Raw genomic sequence first — 17,273 nt, 5'->3', positions numbered from 1 at the left:
TTTTTCTCCTCCCGATTTATAGCAGCCTTTTCTCCGCTTCTTCAATATCAATGGAGCCGGAGTTGAGTTTCATTAATAAATCCATTAACTCATCATCCGTCTGAACTTTATTATCTTCCGTTACACCTGGTCCGGGTGTATTTATTTTACTGTCTATATATTTGGCCATTTCGTAAACGGATACATACGTAAACACATCTGTAATATCAACTACATCCGGAAATAGTTTATCCAACTCCTTTTTAAAGGAAGCTGCCAGCAATGAATCCCCACCCATTTCAAAGAACTTGTCATAAATATTTACTTCTTCGAATCTGAGTGTCTTAGCTACCGCCTTTGCAACCTGATATTCTGTTGATGTAATATCACCATTGCTTTTGCCTAAGACGCTTATTTTTATTTCCTCTTGCTCATCTTCATTATTATTCAAATTTTGATATTGCCTTAGTTTGTTCTCGATGCTGTTTGAAAAAACAATTAAATCGTCAAGAAAATTCCGGCTTTTTTGAATCATTTCGTAGTTTAGCTCACCGATAATGATTCTCGGTTGAGTGGAGCCCAGAGCATATTCAAAAGCTTCCTGTCCCCGTGCATTATCAATAAATTTGAATAAACTTTCCCCCTGATTAACCTTATAATCTACCGCCATGCCGGTTTCCTTCCAGCCTGTCCAATTTATTGCAAGAGTGTTCTTATTTCTTTTGCTTCTCAACTCTGCAAAACTGTCTATATAAGAATTTGCTGCTGAATAATCGCTTTGGCCGCTTGATGTGAAAATAGACGAAATGGAGGAGCACATGATAAAGAAGTCAAGATCATCATTTTCAGTGACCTTGTCAACGATCCATGTACCATATACCTTTGATCTGAGAACATTTTCAAATTCGTCCCATGTTTTTCTTAACAAAAAGCCTTTTCCGGCAACCCCTGCACAATGAATCACACCGTTAATTTTTCCATACTTTTCTCTTAGTAATGATATTTCACGGCTCACACTTTCAATATTGGAAATATCCACAGATATGACTTCCAGTGAATTTTTATCCCCTGTTATTTCATAAATCTTCTCCAGAGAATTGATAGTCCTATCATCTTTTTCTGAGAGGGCTTCTTGTGGAGCCTTGCTACGGTTTAGAAGTGCTATCTTTACGTTTCCGTTCATCTCAGCCAGTTGCTTTGCAATAACAAGCCCGACACCGCCAAGACCTCCGGTAATTACGTATACCCCATCATTTTTGATTGAAATTTTCCTTCGTTCACTTTGCACGTGTTCAGCGAAGGCTTCAACAAACCTGCAATTACTACGGTATGCTGTTAATACCATATCCTCACCGTATAGAATTTCATCCAATACCACACTGGTGTCTGTTTCTTCATCAATATCAATAATTTTAAATCGGATATTATCAAACTCCCTGGAAGCTGACTTGAGCATTCCTGATAATGCCCTGTTTAGAGGCTTTGTTTCTTCTTCATTACCATTTACGGTAACCGAGTTGTCTATACATGAGGTAATATTTTTTACTTTAACCTGATGCTTTGCAATACTCTGAAGAAAAACAAACATACTTTTTATCCCCACATCAATACTGCGGTGGAGATTTTCAAATGTATCTTCATTATTTTCTTCCAATGATGCAATGTGGAATACATAGTCAATGTGTCTATCCGAAAAAGCATCAAATACCTCTCCAAAATCCTCTTCACAGCACCTTACCTTATAACTGTCAGGACCGGTTTTTTTGTACTCATTCGAAATAGCTACATCGATTATTGCTTTTGCATTCAAGGTTTTTACTTGCTTATAAATTCTGTTATCCTTCTGATTTTCTGTTCTAATCAGTAATATGGATTTATCTGCAAATAAACTGCTATCGGCAGTTTGTATTCTTTGACTTTCAATCCACTTCACTGAGTAGAGCATTTCTCCTTTAACCCTGCTCATCTCCCTCTCATCTACCTCTTTTAAAGTATAATCATCGATCTCAGCAATGATCTCACCTTCTTTTGATACAATACAAACATCAAATATTGTGATCTCATCACTGGTTTTTAAATTTTTTACTTTTAAATAGCTGTAGAATTCACTAGGCAGAGGCTTGTAAAACTTTGCATTACCGTAGGACAGAGGGAGGCAAAAGCCACTTTTCGTAAATATGTTACCAATGTTGACTGCCCCATCTAATAAAGGAGGGTATAAATAATAGTCATTTAATCCTTTATGGTATTCTTCTGACAGTTCAAATTTTGCTACCAATTCCGTCTCGTTAAAATGAACCATCCTGTTAGTTTTCCATCTGTCTGTTACAGCAACATGTCCGTTTTGAGAATGTCCTTTTGAATATACATCTAAAGTATCCGGACATCTTTTGATAATCTCAGCTATTTCACACTTTTCGACAACATTAGGAGAAGTTTTTCTCACTTTTGCCGTCACATGGCTAATCCAGGTTTTTTCACTTTCATTTACGTCAGCACTGACAATTCCTATCTCAATACAGTCATTTGTATTCTTTCCGATAACCTGTATTTCTCTTTGCTCTCCTTCATTACATGAAAAAGGCATTAAAAACAGCAGTTCATCAATTTCAATACTATTTGTCCGATAATACCTACTTCCCGCCTTATGTACCATTTCCACAAACGCAGTACCCGGCAAGACATGGTTTCTGCCAATGACATGCTCTTTAAGCTCCCAGCAATTATCTACATTTATATTTCTTGAAAAAACTACAATTTCCATTGAATCAACGAGACATTGGTCCAAAAGAGGATGAAGTCTTTTTTCATACTCTGTCTTTGTTGTGGAATTAACAGTGTTAACTCTCTTTTCACCACTTATCCAATATCGCTTGTGATCAAAAGGGTAAGTCGGGATACTTAACATTTTACAGAATTGTTCTTTGTGTAATATATCCCATTCAACATCCGCACCTGATACATAAAGCAATGCCAGTTCCTGCAATAATATTTTCTTTCTTTGCTGGGATTTTTCAGAAATTAAGTTATTGACAATTTCTTTAGCTTTTTTAGTATACTCAGCCTTTTGCTGAATAGTTATACTGCCTTCTTTATTATGTAGTTCATTATTGGTACTGATTTGAAATTCGCCATAAAATGTATTATCCGAATCTCTATTTTGGAAGGCTTCTCCCGTTTTTGAGTCACTCCCGTTGTTGATTATAATGGCCATACGGCAATTATAGTGTCCTCTTCCTACATTTGTCGTATAGCATAAATCCCTTAGGGAGACCTCCTTATTTCCTTCCATCCATTGGGAATAGCTGTTTAATATTTTGTCAACAGTCTTCCTGCTCTTTGCAGATATCGTTAAAATATAGTAACCGTTATCTTTCACACTTTCTACTACAGCCGGAGCTTCTTCCAGTACCATGTGGCAATTTGTGCCGCTTATACCAAAGGAACTCACGCCGCATCTTCTTGGCATCTGGCCTCGTTCCCAGTTGTCAAGCTTATCATTTATGTAAACAGGTGAATTAATAAAGTCTATCTTACGATTTCCGCTCTTGTAATGAATATTGGGCGGTATTTTCCTGTTTTTCAGCATCATAACCCCATTGATAAGGCCTGCAATACCCGCTGCACAATCGAGATGCCCCACATTTGTCTTTACTGATCCAACAGCACAAAACTGGGTCCTATCGGTATATCTTTGAAAGGCCCTGGTAATTGATTCGATTTCTATTGGATCCCCCAGATTAGTGGCAGTTCCGTGTGCTTCTATATATTGAAGGGTCAAAGGATTTATTTTTGCATCCTCCCAGGCTGCCAGCAACACTTCTGTCTGAGCCTGTGAATTAGGAGCGGTAATGCCTACTGAGGTTCCATCCTGGTTAGTTGCAGTTCCTTTTATTACTGCATGTATATTATCACCATCTTCTATTGCCTTGTGCAAAGGCTTTAAAAGAACTACCCCGGCTCCTTCCCCAGCCCCGGTGCCATCGGCCTCATCATCAAAGGTTTTTGTTCTTCCTGTTGAGGATGTGATTCCTATATCATTTTCATTGCTTACAGATCTCGGAATCAGACCGATTTTTATCCCTCCGGCAAAAGCCATATCAACTTCACCACTTCTTATAGCCTGACAAGCAGTATGTACTGCCACTAAAGAAGAAGAGCACGCAGTATCTATCACTTCTGCGGGACCTCTTAAATTGAATAAATAGCTGAATCTGCTTGCTACTACCGAATTTAAATTTCCTGCTAAAGCCAAGCCCATTTTTGAAGGCGAAAGCGCTGATATCATAGAAAAATAATTATCATTTGTATTACTGTTACTGCCAACATAAACTCCTGTCTTTGATCCGAACAGCCTATTACCGCCATAACCCGCATCCTCGGCAGCTACCAGCATACACTCAAGAAATACCCTTTGCACCGGGTCCATTAATTCCGCCTCTACAGGAGTCATATTAAACAGTCCCGCATCAAACAAATCTACATTTTTCAAATATGCCATCTCAATGAAACTGCTACTTTCTTTTCCAAAACATGTCTTAAGATATCTGTCAATATCTCTCTGCCTGTCCGGCGGAAAGGTATCTATTAAATCATATCCATTACCTATACAGTTCCAGAATTCATTAACATCTTCGGCACTTCCAATTTTCGCACTAATTCCTATTATTGCTATATCAGTTGTTGAAATGGATTTCTGTTGGACCAATTTATTTTGATTGTGAATAGCCGATATAAAATCTTCCATATCCACATTTAAATTCATAGATATTTTATCCTCTCCCCAGCAATAACCATACTTATATTACCGCTGATTTATTTTATATCTAAATTTAAATCTTTGAGATTTTACTATAACGTTTACTCAGCCTTACAGAACATATCCATTGTGTCTGTATCCCAAAAGAATTGCTCCATTCTTTCCTTAATTTCAACCTCTGATGTACCTTTGGTCTTAAGAATCATTGACAGCATATCAACAGCATTCTTCATGTCTTCTATTGATATTTCTGAATTATCATTTTCGGCTTTTTCATTGAGTTTTTGAATTACCCTATATGGCTCAACCACGCCTTTTTGGTATTCTTCATTATCCCAGTTTTTATTAGGAGTTGCGACAGCTATACCCATTGCCCTAGAGAAAAATGAGTACTTACTGGTCAAATCTATCTCTCCCAATGTCTTAATATCACTGTCATTGTCATATGTAAACACACGAATAGAAGGTGTATTGTGTGTCATCATATTTTTGAGCACACTTCCTGCACCTAATTCAATTCCTATTTCAACTGTTTTTCTACGAAGATATAACATGGACTCGATCCACTGAACAGGGCTTACAACCTGCTTTACCAGATTCTCTATAATTGATTCCTTACCTTCATAAGGTCGGGCGGTGACATTAGAAATGACTTTATATCTTACATCATTAAATGTGTATTTCTCCAGTTCAGTCTTAAGCCTATCGGCTGCCGGCTGCATCAATGCGCAATGAAAGGGTGCACTCACTTGAAGCATTTTGGCTTGAGCACCCATATCCGTCAGGATTTCAGTTACCTTTAATACATCTTCCTTATAACCGGATACTACAATTTGATTTCTGGAATTGTAGTTGGAAACAGAGACGGATTTTTTATCTCCTGCGACCTCTTTACACTTTAATTCAATTGTCTCTTTGTCTATATTACGAATTGCAGCCATCGCACCAACATTTTCGGCAACGGCCTCCTGCATGAACTTTCCTCTTTGGCGGGCTATTTTTACTGCGTCTTCAAAAGCTATTGCTCCTGAGCAGGTCAAGGCTGATATTTCACCTAAGCTGTGTCCTGCCATGTAATCTGCCCTTGCTCCAAATTGCTCGGTAAAGGCTCTGAATGAAGCAACACTCATTGTCAATATTGCCGGTTGAAGATTTTCAGTCTTTGTGAGTTCGGTAAGCTCTCCTTTGAAACATAATTTTTTCAGATCGAAATTCAGTATTTCACTTGCTTCATCAAATGTTCTTGCTGCAACTTCGGAACGTCTGCACAGCTTTTCTCCCATACCTACGTATTGTGACCCTTGCCCCGGAAATAAAAATACCTTTTTTAACATATCCTATCCTTTCCTTTGCTTCACTTACAACACGCCATTTACATATCTTAATAAGTAAATGTGTTATTTAATATAAGCTTGAAGCAGTTAATTCAGATTTATTTATTACATTTTCACTTAAATAGTGAAAAAAATACGAATCTGTTAACACAAAAGATTTTTGTGAATTTCGGTAAGCTTATTATGTTTGGAAATAATATGTCCAAAAAACTTATATATTTTAATCCTCGTAATCTCCTATTTTACTTATTTGATAACCTTGAAATACCAAGGTATAACAGAATATTATAATTGCAAGTGAGATTCCAATGGCAATCTTTAATAATTTCTGTTAAGAGGATATTTTATGCTTTTGTCTATTTTTGAATTTTGAAATTAAAATGAGTAGCTATTTATAATTTATCACTTATTTTACATTTTGTCAATTTATGTTATAAATGTTTCTATTTTGTTTTATTGTATTATATTAAATCAAATATTGTAAAATAGTAATTCTACTTATTACTTCCTTTATTGTAAAATAGGCTTGTTACTTCCTTAAATTTCACTTATCTTTGTCATCAGAAGCTACTAAGACAAGCATTTGAAGTCATATACATTATAGAGGGTGATAGTTATGAGGAAAAAGAGTAAATCCTTTCAATACAGCATAATATCTGAGTATAAATCGTCAGGCAAATCCTTCGAGCAGCTTGTTATGGAAAGTTTAATGTTTTATTTGCAAAATACAAAGCAAAACAATCCCGACTCATAAGTCTAAAAGGAGGTATGGATTTGTTTTCATTAACTGAGAATTATGTCGAAAGTAATCATGACATTTTCAAAGTAGGAATATATGCCCGCTTATCACGAGAAGACAAAAATTCTGAAAGTATTGAAAATCAGATACAGTTTTTAAAGCCTATAGTCTTAAGTAAGCCCAACTGGGAATTGGTAGATATTTATTATGATGACGGTGTGTCCGGCACAACTTTTGACAGACCGGGCTATAACAGGCTGATTCATGATGTTGAAACAAATAGTGTAAATTTAATAATTGTAAAAGACTTGTCACGCTTAGGCAGAAACCTGTTGGAATCATTAAAGTTTTTTGAGTACTGTTCAATGAATAATGTTAGATTAATTGCTGTTAATGACAGTACCGATTCGTATTGCAGGAATTTTCAGACAGACATCATGCCGGTTTTAAGAAGCTTTTTAAATGAGATTTACTCATCCGATACCTCTTCCAAGATAACAAGTATTCTTAAATCTAAAAAAGAAGAAGGCAGTTTTATAGGGGCATTTGCTCCATATGGTTATCTCAAGGATAAACAGAATAAAAATTTACTTGTGGTAAATCCCGAAACCTGTGAGGTGGTCAAAAGAATATATCAAATGTATATTCAAGGTATGAGTTTTAGTGGAATTGCAACAATACTAAACCAAGAACACATTATGTCACCGGCAAAATATAAAGAAAACACCACATTATACAGAGGTGGAAGAACAAAAAACTATCTTTGGAATCCAGAAACAATAAAGATGATACTTTCAAGCCCCACTTATGCAGGTTCACTTTCTCAAGGCAAGCTTCAAAAAGTGAGCTATAAATCAAAGAAATTCAAAAACATACCAAAAGAAAAATGGATTGTCGTTGAAGATACTCACGAACCCCTCATATCAAAAGAAGATTTCGAAGCAGTTCAGTGTCTTATGAGTAAAAGAAACTATCACCGGAACAGTATAGTTCATCCCCACTTACTGTCAGGTCTGATATTTTGCGGAGATTGTGGTGGAAGTATAACCTTTTCAAGGACAGGCAAATATTTCTACACAATGTGTTCCAACTACAAAAGATACAGAACGTGTACAAGGCACACTTTTTCAGAGGAAATGCTCAGCAGTATTATAAAACAGGAAGTACGTACAATAGCCGAACAAATCCTGAACATTAATGCTTTAACAGCTATGGCAGAAAAAGAGATGAATTCCCAAATCAATGCTAAAAATCGCAGTACATGGTCTACCATCAAGAAAGAAATTCGGGATATTGAAAAAAGGCTGACAGACATCAAGAAGCATATTTCTAAATCGTATCAGGATAAAAATAACGGTGTTATTACGGTGGACGAATTCAAAGACATTAGCAGCCTGTTGTCCGAAGAAAAACAATATTTGAACACAAGGCTAAATATACTCAAAAAGAAAATTGAACCTGAAGCAAAAAATCAAAATTCAAGTGACTCCATTAAAAAATTTATTAATGACTTTGTAAGTTTTAAATACATTGAAAGACATACCGTTGCTAGATTAATTGATAAAATAGAAATCTTTGAAGACATGACTATAAAAATTCACTATAACTTTGAAAAACCTTTTTAGTGTGTCAATACGTACATAGCACCAGGTAATTTTGCAACAAATATCAGCGGAGGTTCCAAGTTTAATTATAATCTGATGTGGGTCATCCTTTGGAGTAATTTGATGGCCATATTCCTTCAGTCCTTATCAGCAAAGCTTGGCATCGCTACAGGATACAATCTTCCCCAGATGTGCGGAAAGGTTTTTTCAAGAAAAGTAAATTGGTGTTTCTGGATTGTGGCTGAACTTGCTGCTATTGCAACAAATCTTGCAGAATTCCTCGGATGTACTCTTGGTTTATACCTCTTGTTCCGTATTCCGATGGCACTCGCGGGCTTGATTACTGCCGTACTTACTTTTTTTATTGTATATATGGGAAAATACGGCCAGAGGTTTTTGGAAGGCATTATCTCTATCTTGGTAGCAGTAATTTGCATATCTTATACAATGGAACTTTTTCTCGCAAAGCCTGATTGGACATCAGCCGGACTTCACGTTTTGATGCCGTCTCTCCCTAACGGCGAGGCAGTAATGATTGCGGTTGGTATGTTAGGCGCAACTGTGATGCCACATGTAATATTCTTGCACTCACAGCTGGTACAGCAGAGAAATAAGGATTTGACAGAAACGCAGAAGAAAAAGCATTTCAAACTGGAAAGATTGGATATTACAATTGCAATGAATATTGCATTTATTATAAATGCATCAATGGTCGTAGTTTCAGCTGCCGTATTCTACAGAAACGGTTTGGTTGTTGATACTATAGAACAAGCACACCGTTCACTTTCACCACTTTTAGGGGCTGCTTCAAGCGGTGCCTTCGGATTGGCTCTTGTTGCCTCAGGACTTTCATCCTCTGTCGTGGGCACCATGGCTGGTACTACTATTATGCAGGGTTTTGTAGGCCTAAAGATAAACGACAACGTTACGAGGATTGTGACAATGCTTCCTGCCATGCTCATAATTATCTTGGGAATTAATCCAATGCAGGCTCTTGTGCTAAGTCAGGTAGTTCTCAGCTTTATTCTCCCTGTTGCAATCATCCCTATGTTGTTGATTACAAGGAGGAAGGATCTTATGGGTTCCCTCGTAAACAAACCCGCTACAAATGTGGTGGGCTGGATTATTACTTCTGTAATACTGGCAGCAAATGCGGTACTTTTGGTCCTGACATTTAGTGGAGGGATATAAGCTGCATGTCAATAGTAAAGCCCCCAAACGATAACCGTTTGAGGGCTTTTGTATGTTGTAAATATTATCTCTTGCTGAACTGTGGTGCTCTTCTTGCTTTTTTGAGACCGTATTTCTTTCTTTCCTTCATTCTTGGGTCTCTTGTTAAGAATCCAGCTTTCTTCAATGCTGGTCTTAATTCTTCGTCAGCCTTTAAAAGAGCTCTTGAGATACCGTGTCTGATAGCACCGGCTTGACCTGTAAATCCTCCACCGATAACTTTGCATATAACATCAAACTTTGCGACAGTGTCAGTGAGGGTTAATGGTTGTTTAACTATAACCTTCAAAGTTTCCAATCCAAAGTAATCATCCAATGATCTATCGTTTATAAGAATTTTTCCTTCTCCAGGAACAAGTCTTACTCTTGCAACTGATTTTTTTCTACGTCCTGTACCGTAGTAATATACCTTAGCCATTATTTTTTCCTCCCTCCATTAAATGTTCAAATCAAGTACTTCTGGTTTTTGTGCTTGATGGTTGTGTTCAGATCCTCTGTACACCTTGAGTTTTCTGTACATCTGTCTTCCAAGACTGTTCTTTGGAAGCATTCCCTTTACAGCTAATTCAATAGCCTTCTCTGGGTGTTTTTCCATCAAGTGCTTGTACTTGATTTCCTTTAATCCGCCTGGATGAAGAGTATGGTATCTGTAAAGCTTCTGATCCAGTTTCTTACCTGTTAAAAGTACCTTTTCAGCATTGAGTACTATTACATGATCGCCAGTATCAACATGTGGAGTGAAAATTGGCTTATTTTTTCCTCTTAAAATGCTGGCAATTTCACTTGCCAATCTTCCAAGCGGCTTACCTTCTGCATCAATAATGTACCATTTTCTTTCAACTTCTTGTGGCTTTGCCATGAAAGTTTTCATTTCTTAATACAACCTCCTTAAAAATCTATAACCTATTTATGTTAGCAGTTAGTTTCAGATTATTCACCAAAAGTAACCGTTTAGGACACTACAACATTTTAATATACAGAAATTTGTCTGTCAAGTAGAAAATGCGATAAATTTAATTTATCTCTCATTATCTCTCTATTTTTCTTAATATATCTCCATATCTCTCATATAATCGTTCGTCATTTCACTTTTTTCATTTTAGCTTCTAATAGTAGATCTCCATTAAATACAACCCCTGTGCAGGTGCGGTCTTACCTGCCTTTGTCCTGTCAAGCCCTGCAATAAGAGAGGGGATTTCAGACTCATGCAGCTTTCCCATCCCCACGTATATTAGAGTTCCTGCTATTATTCTTACCATATTATACAGAAATCCGTTTCCGGTAACCTCTATGTAAATCATATTATCTTCTTTCTCAGAAACTTCCATACTATAAATCTCTCTTACAGTACTTCTAACCTGTCCTCCTGTGGCCTGAAATGCTGCAAAATCATGTTCCCCTATAAAATACTCGGTTGCTTTTTGCATTTGCGCAATGTTAAGTTTAGGCCTTACATGGCAAGATCTGTTTCTCATAATAGCTGATGGGTGTGGAGCATTGTATATCAGGTACCTGTACTTTTTACCCTTTGTAGAGTATCTTGCGTGAAATTCTCCCGTAACCTCTTCTGAGTGCTTTATAACTATATCATCAGGCAACAAATTATTTATAGCATAAGAGAACTTATCTCCTGGTATTTGGGACTCTGTCAGAAAATGTGCAACTTGCCCGTATGCATGTACTCCTACATCCGTCCGACTGCAGCCTGTAACCCCAACCTCTTCACCCAATAGCTTAGAAATCGCTTTTTGAATTACTTCCTGTACTGTTTTAGCATTTTTCTGAACCTGCCAACCATGATAATCTGTACCGTCATATTCAATAGTAATCTTAATTTTCCTCATAAATTTATCTGTTTATTCCTTTTCTAAAATAGCACATATTCCATTAGTAATACCCACGTCATAAATGCTACAGTTATAACTGTTACAACCGCATCACTTCCTGAAAAACGAAGCTGCTTCATTCTTGTTCTACCCTCACTGCCACGATAGCATCTGGCCTCCATTGCCGTAGCCAATTCATCAGCTCTTCTGAATGCACTAATAAATAACGGAATCAGTACAGGTATAAAACTTTTTGCACGCTCAATCATATTTCCCGAATCAAAATCAGCTCCTCTGGATGACTGTGCTTTTATAATCTTATCTGTCTCATCCAGCAGCGTAGGAATAAACCTTAAAGCTATAGTCATCATCATTGCGATTTCGTGAACAGGCACTTTTATACGTTTAAGGGGGCCCAGAAGCTTTTCAATTGCATCCGTAAGGGCAATCGGCGTGGTTGTATAGGTTAACAGACTTGCAGTAATTATAAGAAGGAAAAGCCTTATAGCCATCTTAATAGCTACATTAATACCCTCATATGTTATGCTGAGGAAACCCCAACTCCAAATTTCAGTTCCTTTTATCGTGAATATGTTTATAATCCCCGCAAAAATAACAATAAATAATACCGGTTTCAGACCTTTAAGTACAAATTTAACAGGTATGTTTGAGGATATTACCGTAATAGCAGTAAACAATGTCAGCAACAAATATCCCCAGTAGGTACTTATTAAAAAAATGAATATCATCATTATAAATGTCAGAATTATTTTTGTTCGAGGGTCAGCCTTATGCAGAAGCGAATCTCCCGGCACATACTGCCCTATGGTTATATCTCTTATCAATTGCCCGTCTCCTTCCACTAGCCTTCTAATGGTTCAAATACTTTGCCAACTCTTTAGCTGCATCTTCTACTGTAAATATATTCTCATTTATTCCGGGATAAACGGCTTTAAGCTTTTTCATCAGGTATGTTACCTGAGGAGCTGAAAGGCCTATTTTCTCTAATTCTTCAGGCTGTGAGTATATCTCTTTTGAAGGTTTGTCCATGAATACGGTACCTTCATTCATGACAATTACCCTCTCCGTTAGTCTTGCAATATCCTCCATACTGTGTGAAACAAGAATAATGGTCATGTTCGAATCTTTATGCAATTTAGTTATATAGCCGAATATTTCATCTCTTCCCTTGGGGTCGAGCCCTGCCGTAGGCTCATCCAATACCAGAATCTGAGGAGTCATTGCTACAACCCCTGCAATTGCGACCCTTCTTTTCTGGCCTCCGGAAAGTTCAAAAGGCGATTTCTCAAGAACAGCCTCATCAAGTCCCACCGATTGTATCGCCGCCATTACTCTTTCATCAATATCGCTCTGCAAAAGCCCTTGTTTCAATAATCCAAAGGATATATCCTTTTTTACGGTCTCTTCAAAAAGCTGATGTTCCGGGTACTGAAATACAATTCCCACTTGGCGTCTTAATTCTTTCAGGTTCTTTTGCTTGGTGTCAATCCCGTTAATTACAACACGGCCTTTTGTGGGCTTTAAAATACCGTTCAAATGCTGTATTAATGTAGATTTTCCGGAACCTGTGTGACCAATAATTCCTATAAACGATCCATCATCTATTTCAATATTTACGTCATGGATGGCATTTTTTTCGAAAGGTCCGCCTCCCATGTAAGTATAATATAAATCTTCAACTTTTATTGGCATGTCCTACTCCTGTGGTTAAATTATCTTATAACATTACAAACTATAATACCATAAATGAGTTATATTAGTGAAGGGTTAAGCATTTTACCGCTTCACCACTAAAACTATATATTTAATATTCATCTTGATGAATGAAATATCTACAATTATATATTATAATATTTATTATTATAAGTTACGGAGGTTGTTAAACTAAATGAGTCAACACTATTTTACTGAAAACCCTGAATCTGAAATAAAAGAAAAAACCTTTACAGAGAGTCTATGCGGTTCTTCCCTTACTTTTACCTCCGTAAGCGGTGTTTTTTCCTTTGAAACTAAAATAGACCGAGCCTCAGAAAATCTAATTAAAAATTTTACTCCTAGTGGCTTGTCAGTACTTGATATCGGTTGCGGATACGGAGCTATAGGACTTTTTATTAAGAGCATATTTCCTCAGCAAAACATTACAATGATAGACGTTAATAATAGAGCGTTGGAATATACCAAAAAAAATGCCGCAAATAACAACCTTTCCATTGAAGCATTAAACAGTAATCTTTTTAGTTCTCTTGAAGAAAGAACCTTTGATGATATAATATCAAATCCTCCAATAGCCGCCGGTAAAGAATTGAACACCAGATTGATAACCGAATCCTACGAACACCTTTCAAAAAATGGTGCATTATGGCTTGTAGCATTTCATAATAAGGGTGGTTCCACATTAAAAAAGGTTATGGAAACAACTTTTGGTAATGTCTCTGATGTAGACAAAAGCGGCGGGGTAAGAGTATATAAATCAATTAAGAAATAAGTTATATTTCCTTTAAAATTTCAAAAGCTTCTTCTACTGTCAACGGTAGTTTATCAACATTAATACCATACTCTTTAAGACGATAAGTTAGTTCAGTAACCTGCGGAACATCTAGTCCCAGGTTTTTTACTGTATCAACATTACTAAACACTTCTTTAGGAGTCCCGTCCAGAACAATACTTCCATTATCTATAATTATAAGTCTGTTTGCAATTGCTGCTTCGTCCATATGGTGGGTTATGTGTATTATAGTAATACCCTCTTCTTTATTAAGTTTTTTTAGAACATTTATAACTTCTTTTCGCCCTATAGGATCAAGCATTGAGGTAGCTTCATCAAGAATAATACATTCCGGCTTCATAGCAAGGATACCCGCAATAGCAACTCTCTGCTTCTGCCCTCCCGACAGCATATGAGGTGCACTTTTCTTATAATCTCCAATCCCCACTGTCTGTAGTGAGTCATCAACCCTTTTTCTTATTTCCGAAGGTTCTATACCCAGATTTTCCGGTCCGAATGCTACATCCTCTTCAACAGTTGTAGCTATTATTTGGTTATCCGGATTTTGAAACACCATTCCTGCAGTGCTTCTAATATCCCATAAATTGTTTTCATCAGCGGTATTTTTACCTAAAACAATAACCCTGCCTTCAACAGGCATCAAAAGAGCGTTAAGAAGCCTTGCAAATGTTGACTTTCCCGATCCGTTTCTTCCTAAAATTACTACAAAATCACCCTTTTCTATTGTAGTACTTACATGTTCCAATGCAGGAATATCAATATTTACTTCTCCATATGATTTATATGAAAAACTGACGTTTTCAATTTCGAACATATTATTACTCATTGAAAAGCCTCCCAAATAGCAACCCTCTATATTTTATACAGTTATTTTATTTCTATCAAAGTATATAAATATAGGGATTAAACATTTTTACTGTTTAATCCCCACATAATAATCACTTAGATATATGTTGATACAGATATTTAAGTATATTAAACCAATTCAAGTATTACCATCTCTGCAGCATCGCCTCTTCTAGGTCCGAGCTTATAGATTCTGGTGTAACCGCCTTTTTTGTCCTTGTATTTAGGAGCTATTTCATCAAAAAGCTTATCTGTGATGTTGATATTCTCTCCATCAGCAGTTGTTGGTCTATATACCCAGTTCATTATAAGTCTTCTAGCATGTAGTCTTGAAGCACTATCAACAGATACCATATCTGTCTTTTGCTCTCTGTCTACTACAAAATACTTCTTACCATTCTTTGATGTTTTAGTATCGGTAAGCTTCTTTCCTTTGCTATCAACTTTTGCAGCACTAACCTTAATCTGCTTTGAAGTAAAGTTATCTGCTTCCTTGATTGCTAAAGTGATAAGTTTTTCTGCTATACTTTTAACTTCCTTGGCTCTTGCCTCGGTAGTTTCAATTCTACCACTTACAAATAAAGCTGTTGTAAGATTCTTTAAAATTGCCTTTCTCTGGTCTGTTGCACGCCCCAACTTTCTTTGACCTGGCATTACCTATCCCTCCTTGCCTCGTATTTTACACTACTATATAATTAGCGTCTAATTTTTATAACAATTATTCTTCACTTGGTGCTAAGAACAATCCAAGTGCCTGAAGTTTCTGGAGAACCTCTTCAAGAGATTTTCTTCCAAGGTTTCTTACCTTCATCATATCCTCTTCGGTTCTGTTGGTAAGATCCTCTACAGTATTGATTCCTGCTCTCTTTAAACAGTTATATGATCTAACTGATAAATCAAGCTCTTCAATAGTCATTTCAAGAACTTTCTCTTTTTTGGTTTCTTCCTTTTCAACCATAATCTCAGTATGTTTAGCCTGATCAGACAAATCTACAAACAGATTTAAATGCTCACTAAGTATTTTAGCTCCGAGACTAATAGCTTCATCAGGATTAATACTTCCGTCAGTCCATACTTCCAGCGTCAGCTTATCATAATCAGTAATCTGACCAACACGTGTATTTTCAACAGTGTAATTTACTTTCTTGACGGGTGTATATATTGAATCAACAGGAATCACACCTATAGGTTGACCAGCCTGTTTATTCTTATCAGCAGAAACATATCCTCTGCCTTTGCTGATTACCATCTCCATGTAGAATCTATGATCGCCATTCAATGTTGCAATATGAAGGTCAGGATTAAGTATTTCTACATCCTGATCAGTGATAATGTCACCAGCTGTTATTGGCCCTTCTCCATTTGCATCGATATAAATAACCTTTGATCCTTCGCCATGAATTAATAATGAAAGAGATTTGATGTTGAGTATTATCTCAGTTACATCTTCTACTACCCCTGGAACTGTGGAGAATTCATGCAATACTCCATCAATCTTTATTGAATTGACAGCAGCACCGGGTAATGAAGAAAGTAATATTCTTCTTAAAGAATTACCGAGGGTAATACCATAGCCTCTTTCCAAAGGCTCAACTATAAACTTGCCATAAGTGTTATCATCGCTATTTGATACACATTCAATTCTAGGCTTTTCTATTTCTATCACCAAGAACCCTCCCTTAACAACTTTTTATTTTTTGAGGGCAACTGATTCTAAACGTACTTTTCATAGAGAATTATAAATAATTCTTTCAGTTGCTTCCAAGTTATAATTCCATCTAATATATATTACTTGGAGTACAACTCTACGATTAAGTGTTCCTTGATTGGTAAATCAATGTCTTCTCTTGCAGGAAGAGCAACAACTTTTCCTACCAGGTTTTCTTCATTAAATTCCAACCACTTTGGAACTACTTTTCCACCGGCAATTTCTCTAATTGATTTAACTTTTGGTGAACTCTTGCTCTTGTCAGCTACTGCTATAACATCTCCAACCTTTATAAGGTATGAAGGTATGTTAACACGCTTACCATTTATTGTGAAATGACCATGTGTAACTAACTGTCTTGATTCAGGTCTTGAAGTACCAAGTCCAAGTCTGTATACTACGTTGTCAAGTCTTGTTTCAAGGATTTGAAGCAGGTTTTCACCTGTTATACCCTTACGTCTTGATGCCATTTCAAAGTATTCACTGAATTGGCCTTCCAAAACGCCATAAAATCTTCTAACCTTAGCCTTTTCACGAAGCTGTATGCCGTATTCGGACATCTTCTTCTTTGCCTGTCCATGTTGTCCAGGTGCATAAGGTCTTCTTGCTACAGAACATTTATCAGTATAGCATCTCTCGCCCTTTAGAAAAAGCTTTTCGCCTTCTCTTCTGCAGAGTCTGCAAGATGCATCAGTATATCTTGCCATCTAAGTTAACACCT

14 protein-coding genes and 1 pseudogene are annotated in these 17,273 nt (G+C 36.7%); 4 read left to right on the top strand and 11 right to left on the bottom strand.

The window, feature by feature from the left end; all coding sequences use genetic code 11:
- Window positions 1-16: 16 nt before the first annotated feature.
- Together CLO1100_RS02340 and fabD are read right to left on the bottom strand one after the other, a co-directional pair.
- The gene (locus CLO1100_RS02340; RefSeq protein ID WP_014312145.1) at window positions 17-4,744 is read right to left on the bottom strand and encodes an SDR family NAD(P)-dependent oxidoreductase; all 4,728 of its coding nucleotides are present in this window, start codon (window positions 4,742-4,744) and stop codon (window positions 17-19) included.
- A gap of 95 nt (window positions 4,745-4,839) precedes the next feature.
- Window positions 4,840-6,072 carry an ACP S-malonyltransferase gene (fabD, locus tag CLO1100_RS02335; protein ID WP_014312144.1) on the bottom strand — a complete coding sequence of 411 codons (1,233 nt, stop codon included), beginning with the start codon at window positions 6,070-6,072 and terminating at the stop codon, window positions 4,840-4,842.
- Between the two features lie 616 nt (window positions 6,073-6,688).
- On the opposite strand from fabD, the gene CLO1100_RS20590 reads away from it, so the two are divergent.
- The 3 genes and pseudogenes from CLO1100_RS20590 to CLO1100_RS02325 all read left to right on the top strand — a co-directional run.
- Complete coding sequence (locus CLO1100_RS20590) at window positions 6,689-6,826, top strand: hypothetical protein (RefSeq protein ID WP_187288903.1); 138 nt, start codon at window positions 6,689-6,691, stop codon at window positions 6,824-6,826.
- Window positions 6,827-6,846: 20 nt separating this feature from the next.
- Window positions 6,847-8,436: a recombinase family protein gene (locus CLO1100_RS02330; protein WP_014312143.1), complete on the top strand. Its 1,590-nt coding sequence runs from the start codon at window positions 6,847-6,849 to the stop codon at window positions 8,434-8,436.
- Window positions 8,437-8,448: 12 nt separating this feature from the next.
- Window positions 8,449-9,606: pseudogene (locus CLO1100_RS02325) on the top strand (Nramp family divalent metal transporter); the annotation flags it as partial.
- Between the two features lie 64 nt (window positions 9,607-9,670).
- On the opposite strand, the gene rpsI reads toward CLO1100_RS02325, so the two are convergent.
- The 5 genes from rpsI to CLO1100_RS02300 form a co-directional block, all read right to left on the bottom strand.
- A complete protein-coding gene (gene rpsI, locus CLO1100_RS02320) occupies window positions 9,671-10,063 on the bottom strand; it encodes a 30S ribosomal protein S9 (protein ID WP_004620793.1) in 393 nt (130 codons plus the stop codon).
- An 18-nt stretch (window positions 10,064-10,081) separates the two neighbouring features.
- Window positions 10,082-10,516: a 50S ribosomal protein L13 gene (rplM, locus tag CLO1100_RS02315; RefSeq protein WP_014312142.1), complete on the bottom strand. Its 435-nt coding sequence runs from the start codon at window positions 10,514-10,516 to the stop codon at window positions 10,082-10,084.
- Window positions 10,517-10,751: 235 nt separating this feature from the next.
- Entirely contained in the window at window positions 10,752-11,489 is a 738-nt protein-coding gene (truA, locus tag CLO1100_RS02310) for a tRNA pseudouridine(38-40) synthase TruA (protein WP_014312141.1), read from the bottom strand.
- A 23-nt stretch (window positions 11,490-11,512) separates the two neighbouring features.
- Window positions 11,513-12,316, bottom strand: a complete 804-nt coding sequence (locus CLO1100_RS02305; protein ID WP_014312140.1) for an energy-coupling factor transporter transmembrane component T — start codon at window positions 12,314-12,316, stop codon at window positions 11,513-11,515.
- A gap of 25 nt (window positions 12,317-12,341) precedes the next feature.
- Window positions 12,342-13,184, bottom strand: coding sequence for an energy-coupling factor transporter ATPase (locus tag CLO1100_RS02300; RefSeq protein WP_014312139.1), 843 nt, complete (start codon window positions 13,182-13,184; stop codon window positions 12,342-12,344).
- 196 nt (window positions 13,185-13,380) lie between these two features.
- Between CLO1100_RS02300 and CLO1100_RS02295 the strand changes: the two genes are divergently transcribed.
- Window positions 13,381-13,977 (top strand): methyltransferase, encoded by a 597-nt coding sequence (locus CLO1100_RS02295; protein ID WP_014312138.1) that lies wholly within the window; start codon window positions 13,381-13,383, stop codon window positions 13,975-13,977.
- 1 nt (window position 13,978) lies between these two features.
- Here the strand turns inward: CLO1100_RS02295 and CLO1100_RS02290 are convergent, their stop codons facing one another.
- From CLO1100_RS02290 to rpsD, 4 genes are all read right to left on the bottom strand, one after another.
- Window positions 13,979-14,824: an energy-coupling factor transporter ATPase gene (locus CLO1100_RS02290; RefSeq protein ID WP_014312137.1), complete on the bottom strand. Its 846-nt coding sequence runs from the start codon at window positions 14,822-14,824 to the stop codon at window positions 13,979-13,981.
- Window positions 14,825-14,973: 149 nt separating this feature from the next.
- Complete coding sequence (locus tag CLO1100_RS02285) at window positions 14,974-15,498, bottom strand: L17 family ribosomal protein (RefSeq protein ID WP_014312136.1); 525 nt, start codon at window positions 15,496-15,498, stop codon at window positions 14,974-14,976.
- A gap of 64 nt (window positions 15,499-15,562) precedes the next feature.
- Window positions 15,563-16,510, bottom strand: coding sequence for a DNA-directed RNA polymerase subunit alpha (locus CLO1100_RS02280; protein ID WP_014312135.1), 948 nt, complete (start codon window positions 16,508-16,510; stop codon window positions 15,563-15,565).
- A gap of 122 nt (window positions 16,511-16,632) precedes the next feature.
- Window positions 16,633-17,259 (bottom strand): 30S ribosomal protein S4, encoded by a 627-nt coding sequence (gene rpsD / locus CLO1100_RS02275; protein ID WP_014312134.1) that lies wholly within the window; start codon window positions 17,257-17,259, stop codon window positions 16,633-16,635.
- Window positions 17,260-17,273: the final 14 nt, after the last annotated feature.

It is taken from the genome of Clostridium sp. BNL1100 (assembly GCF_000244875.1).
Classification (GTDB): domain Bacteria; phylum Bacillota; class Clostridia; order Acetivibrionales; family DSM-1351; genus Ruminiclostridium.
The sequence above is the reverse complement of the archived record's forward strand: the minus strand, read 5'-3'. Positions and strand labels throughout refer to the sequence as shown.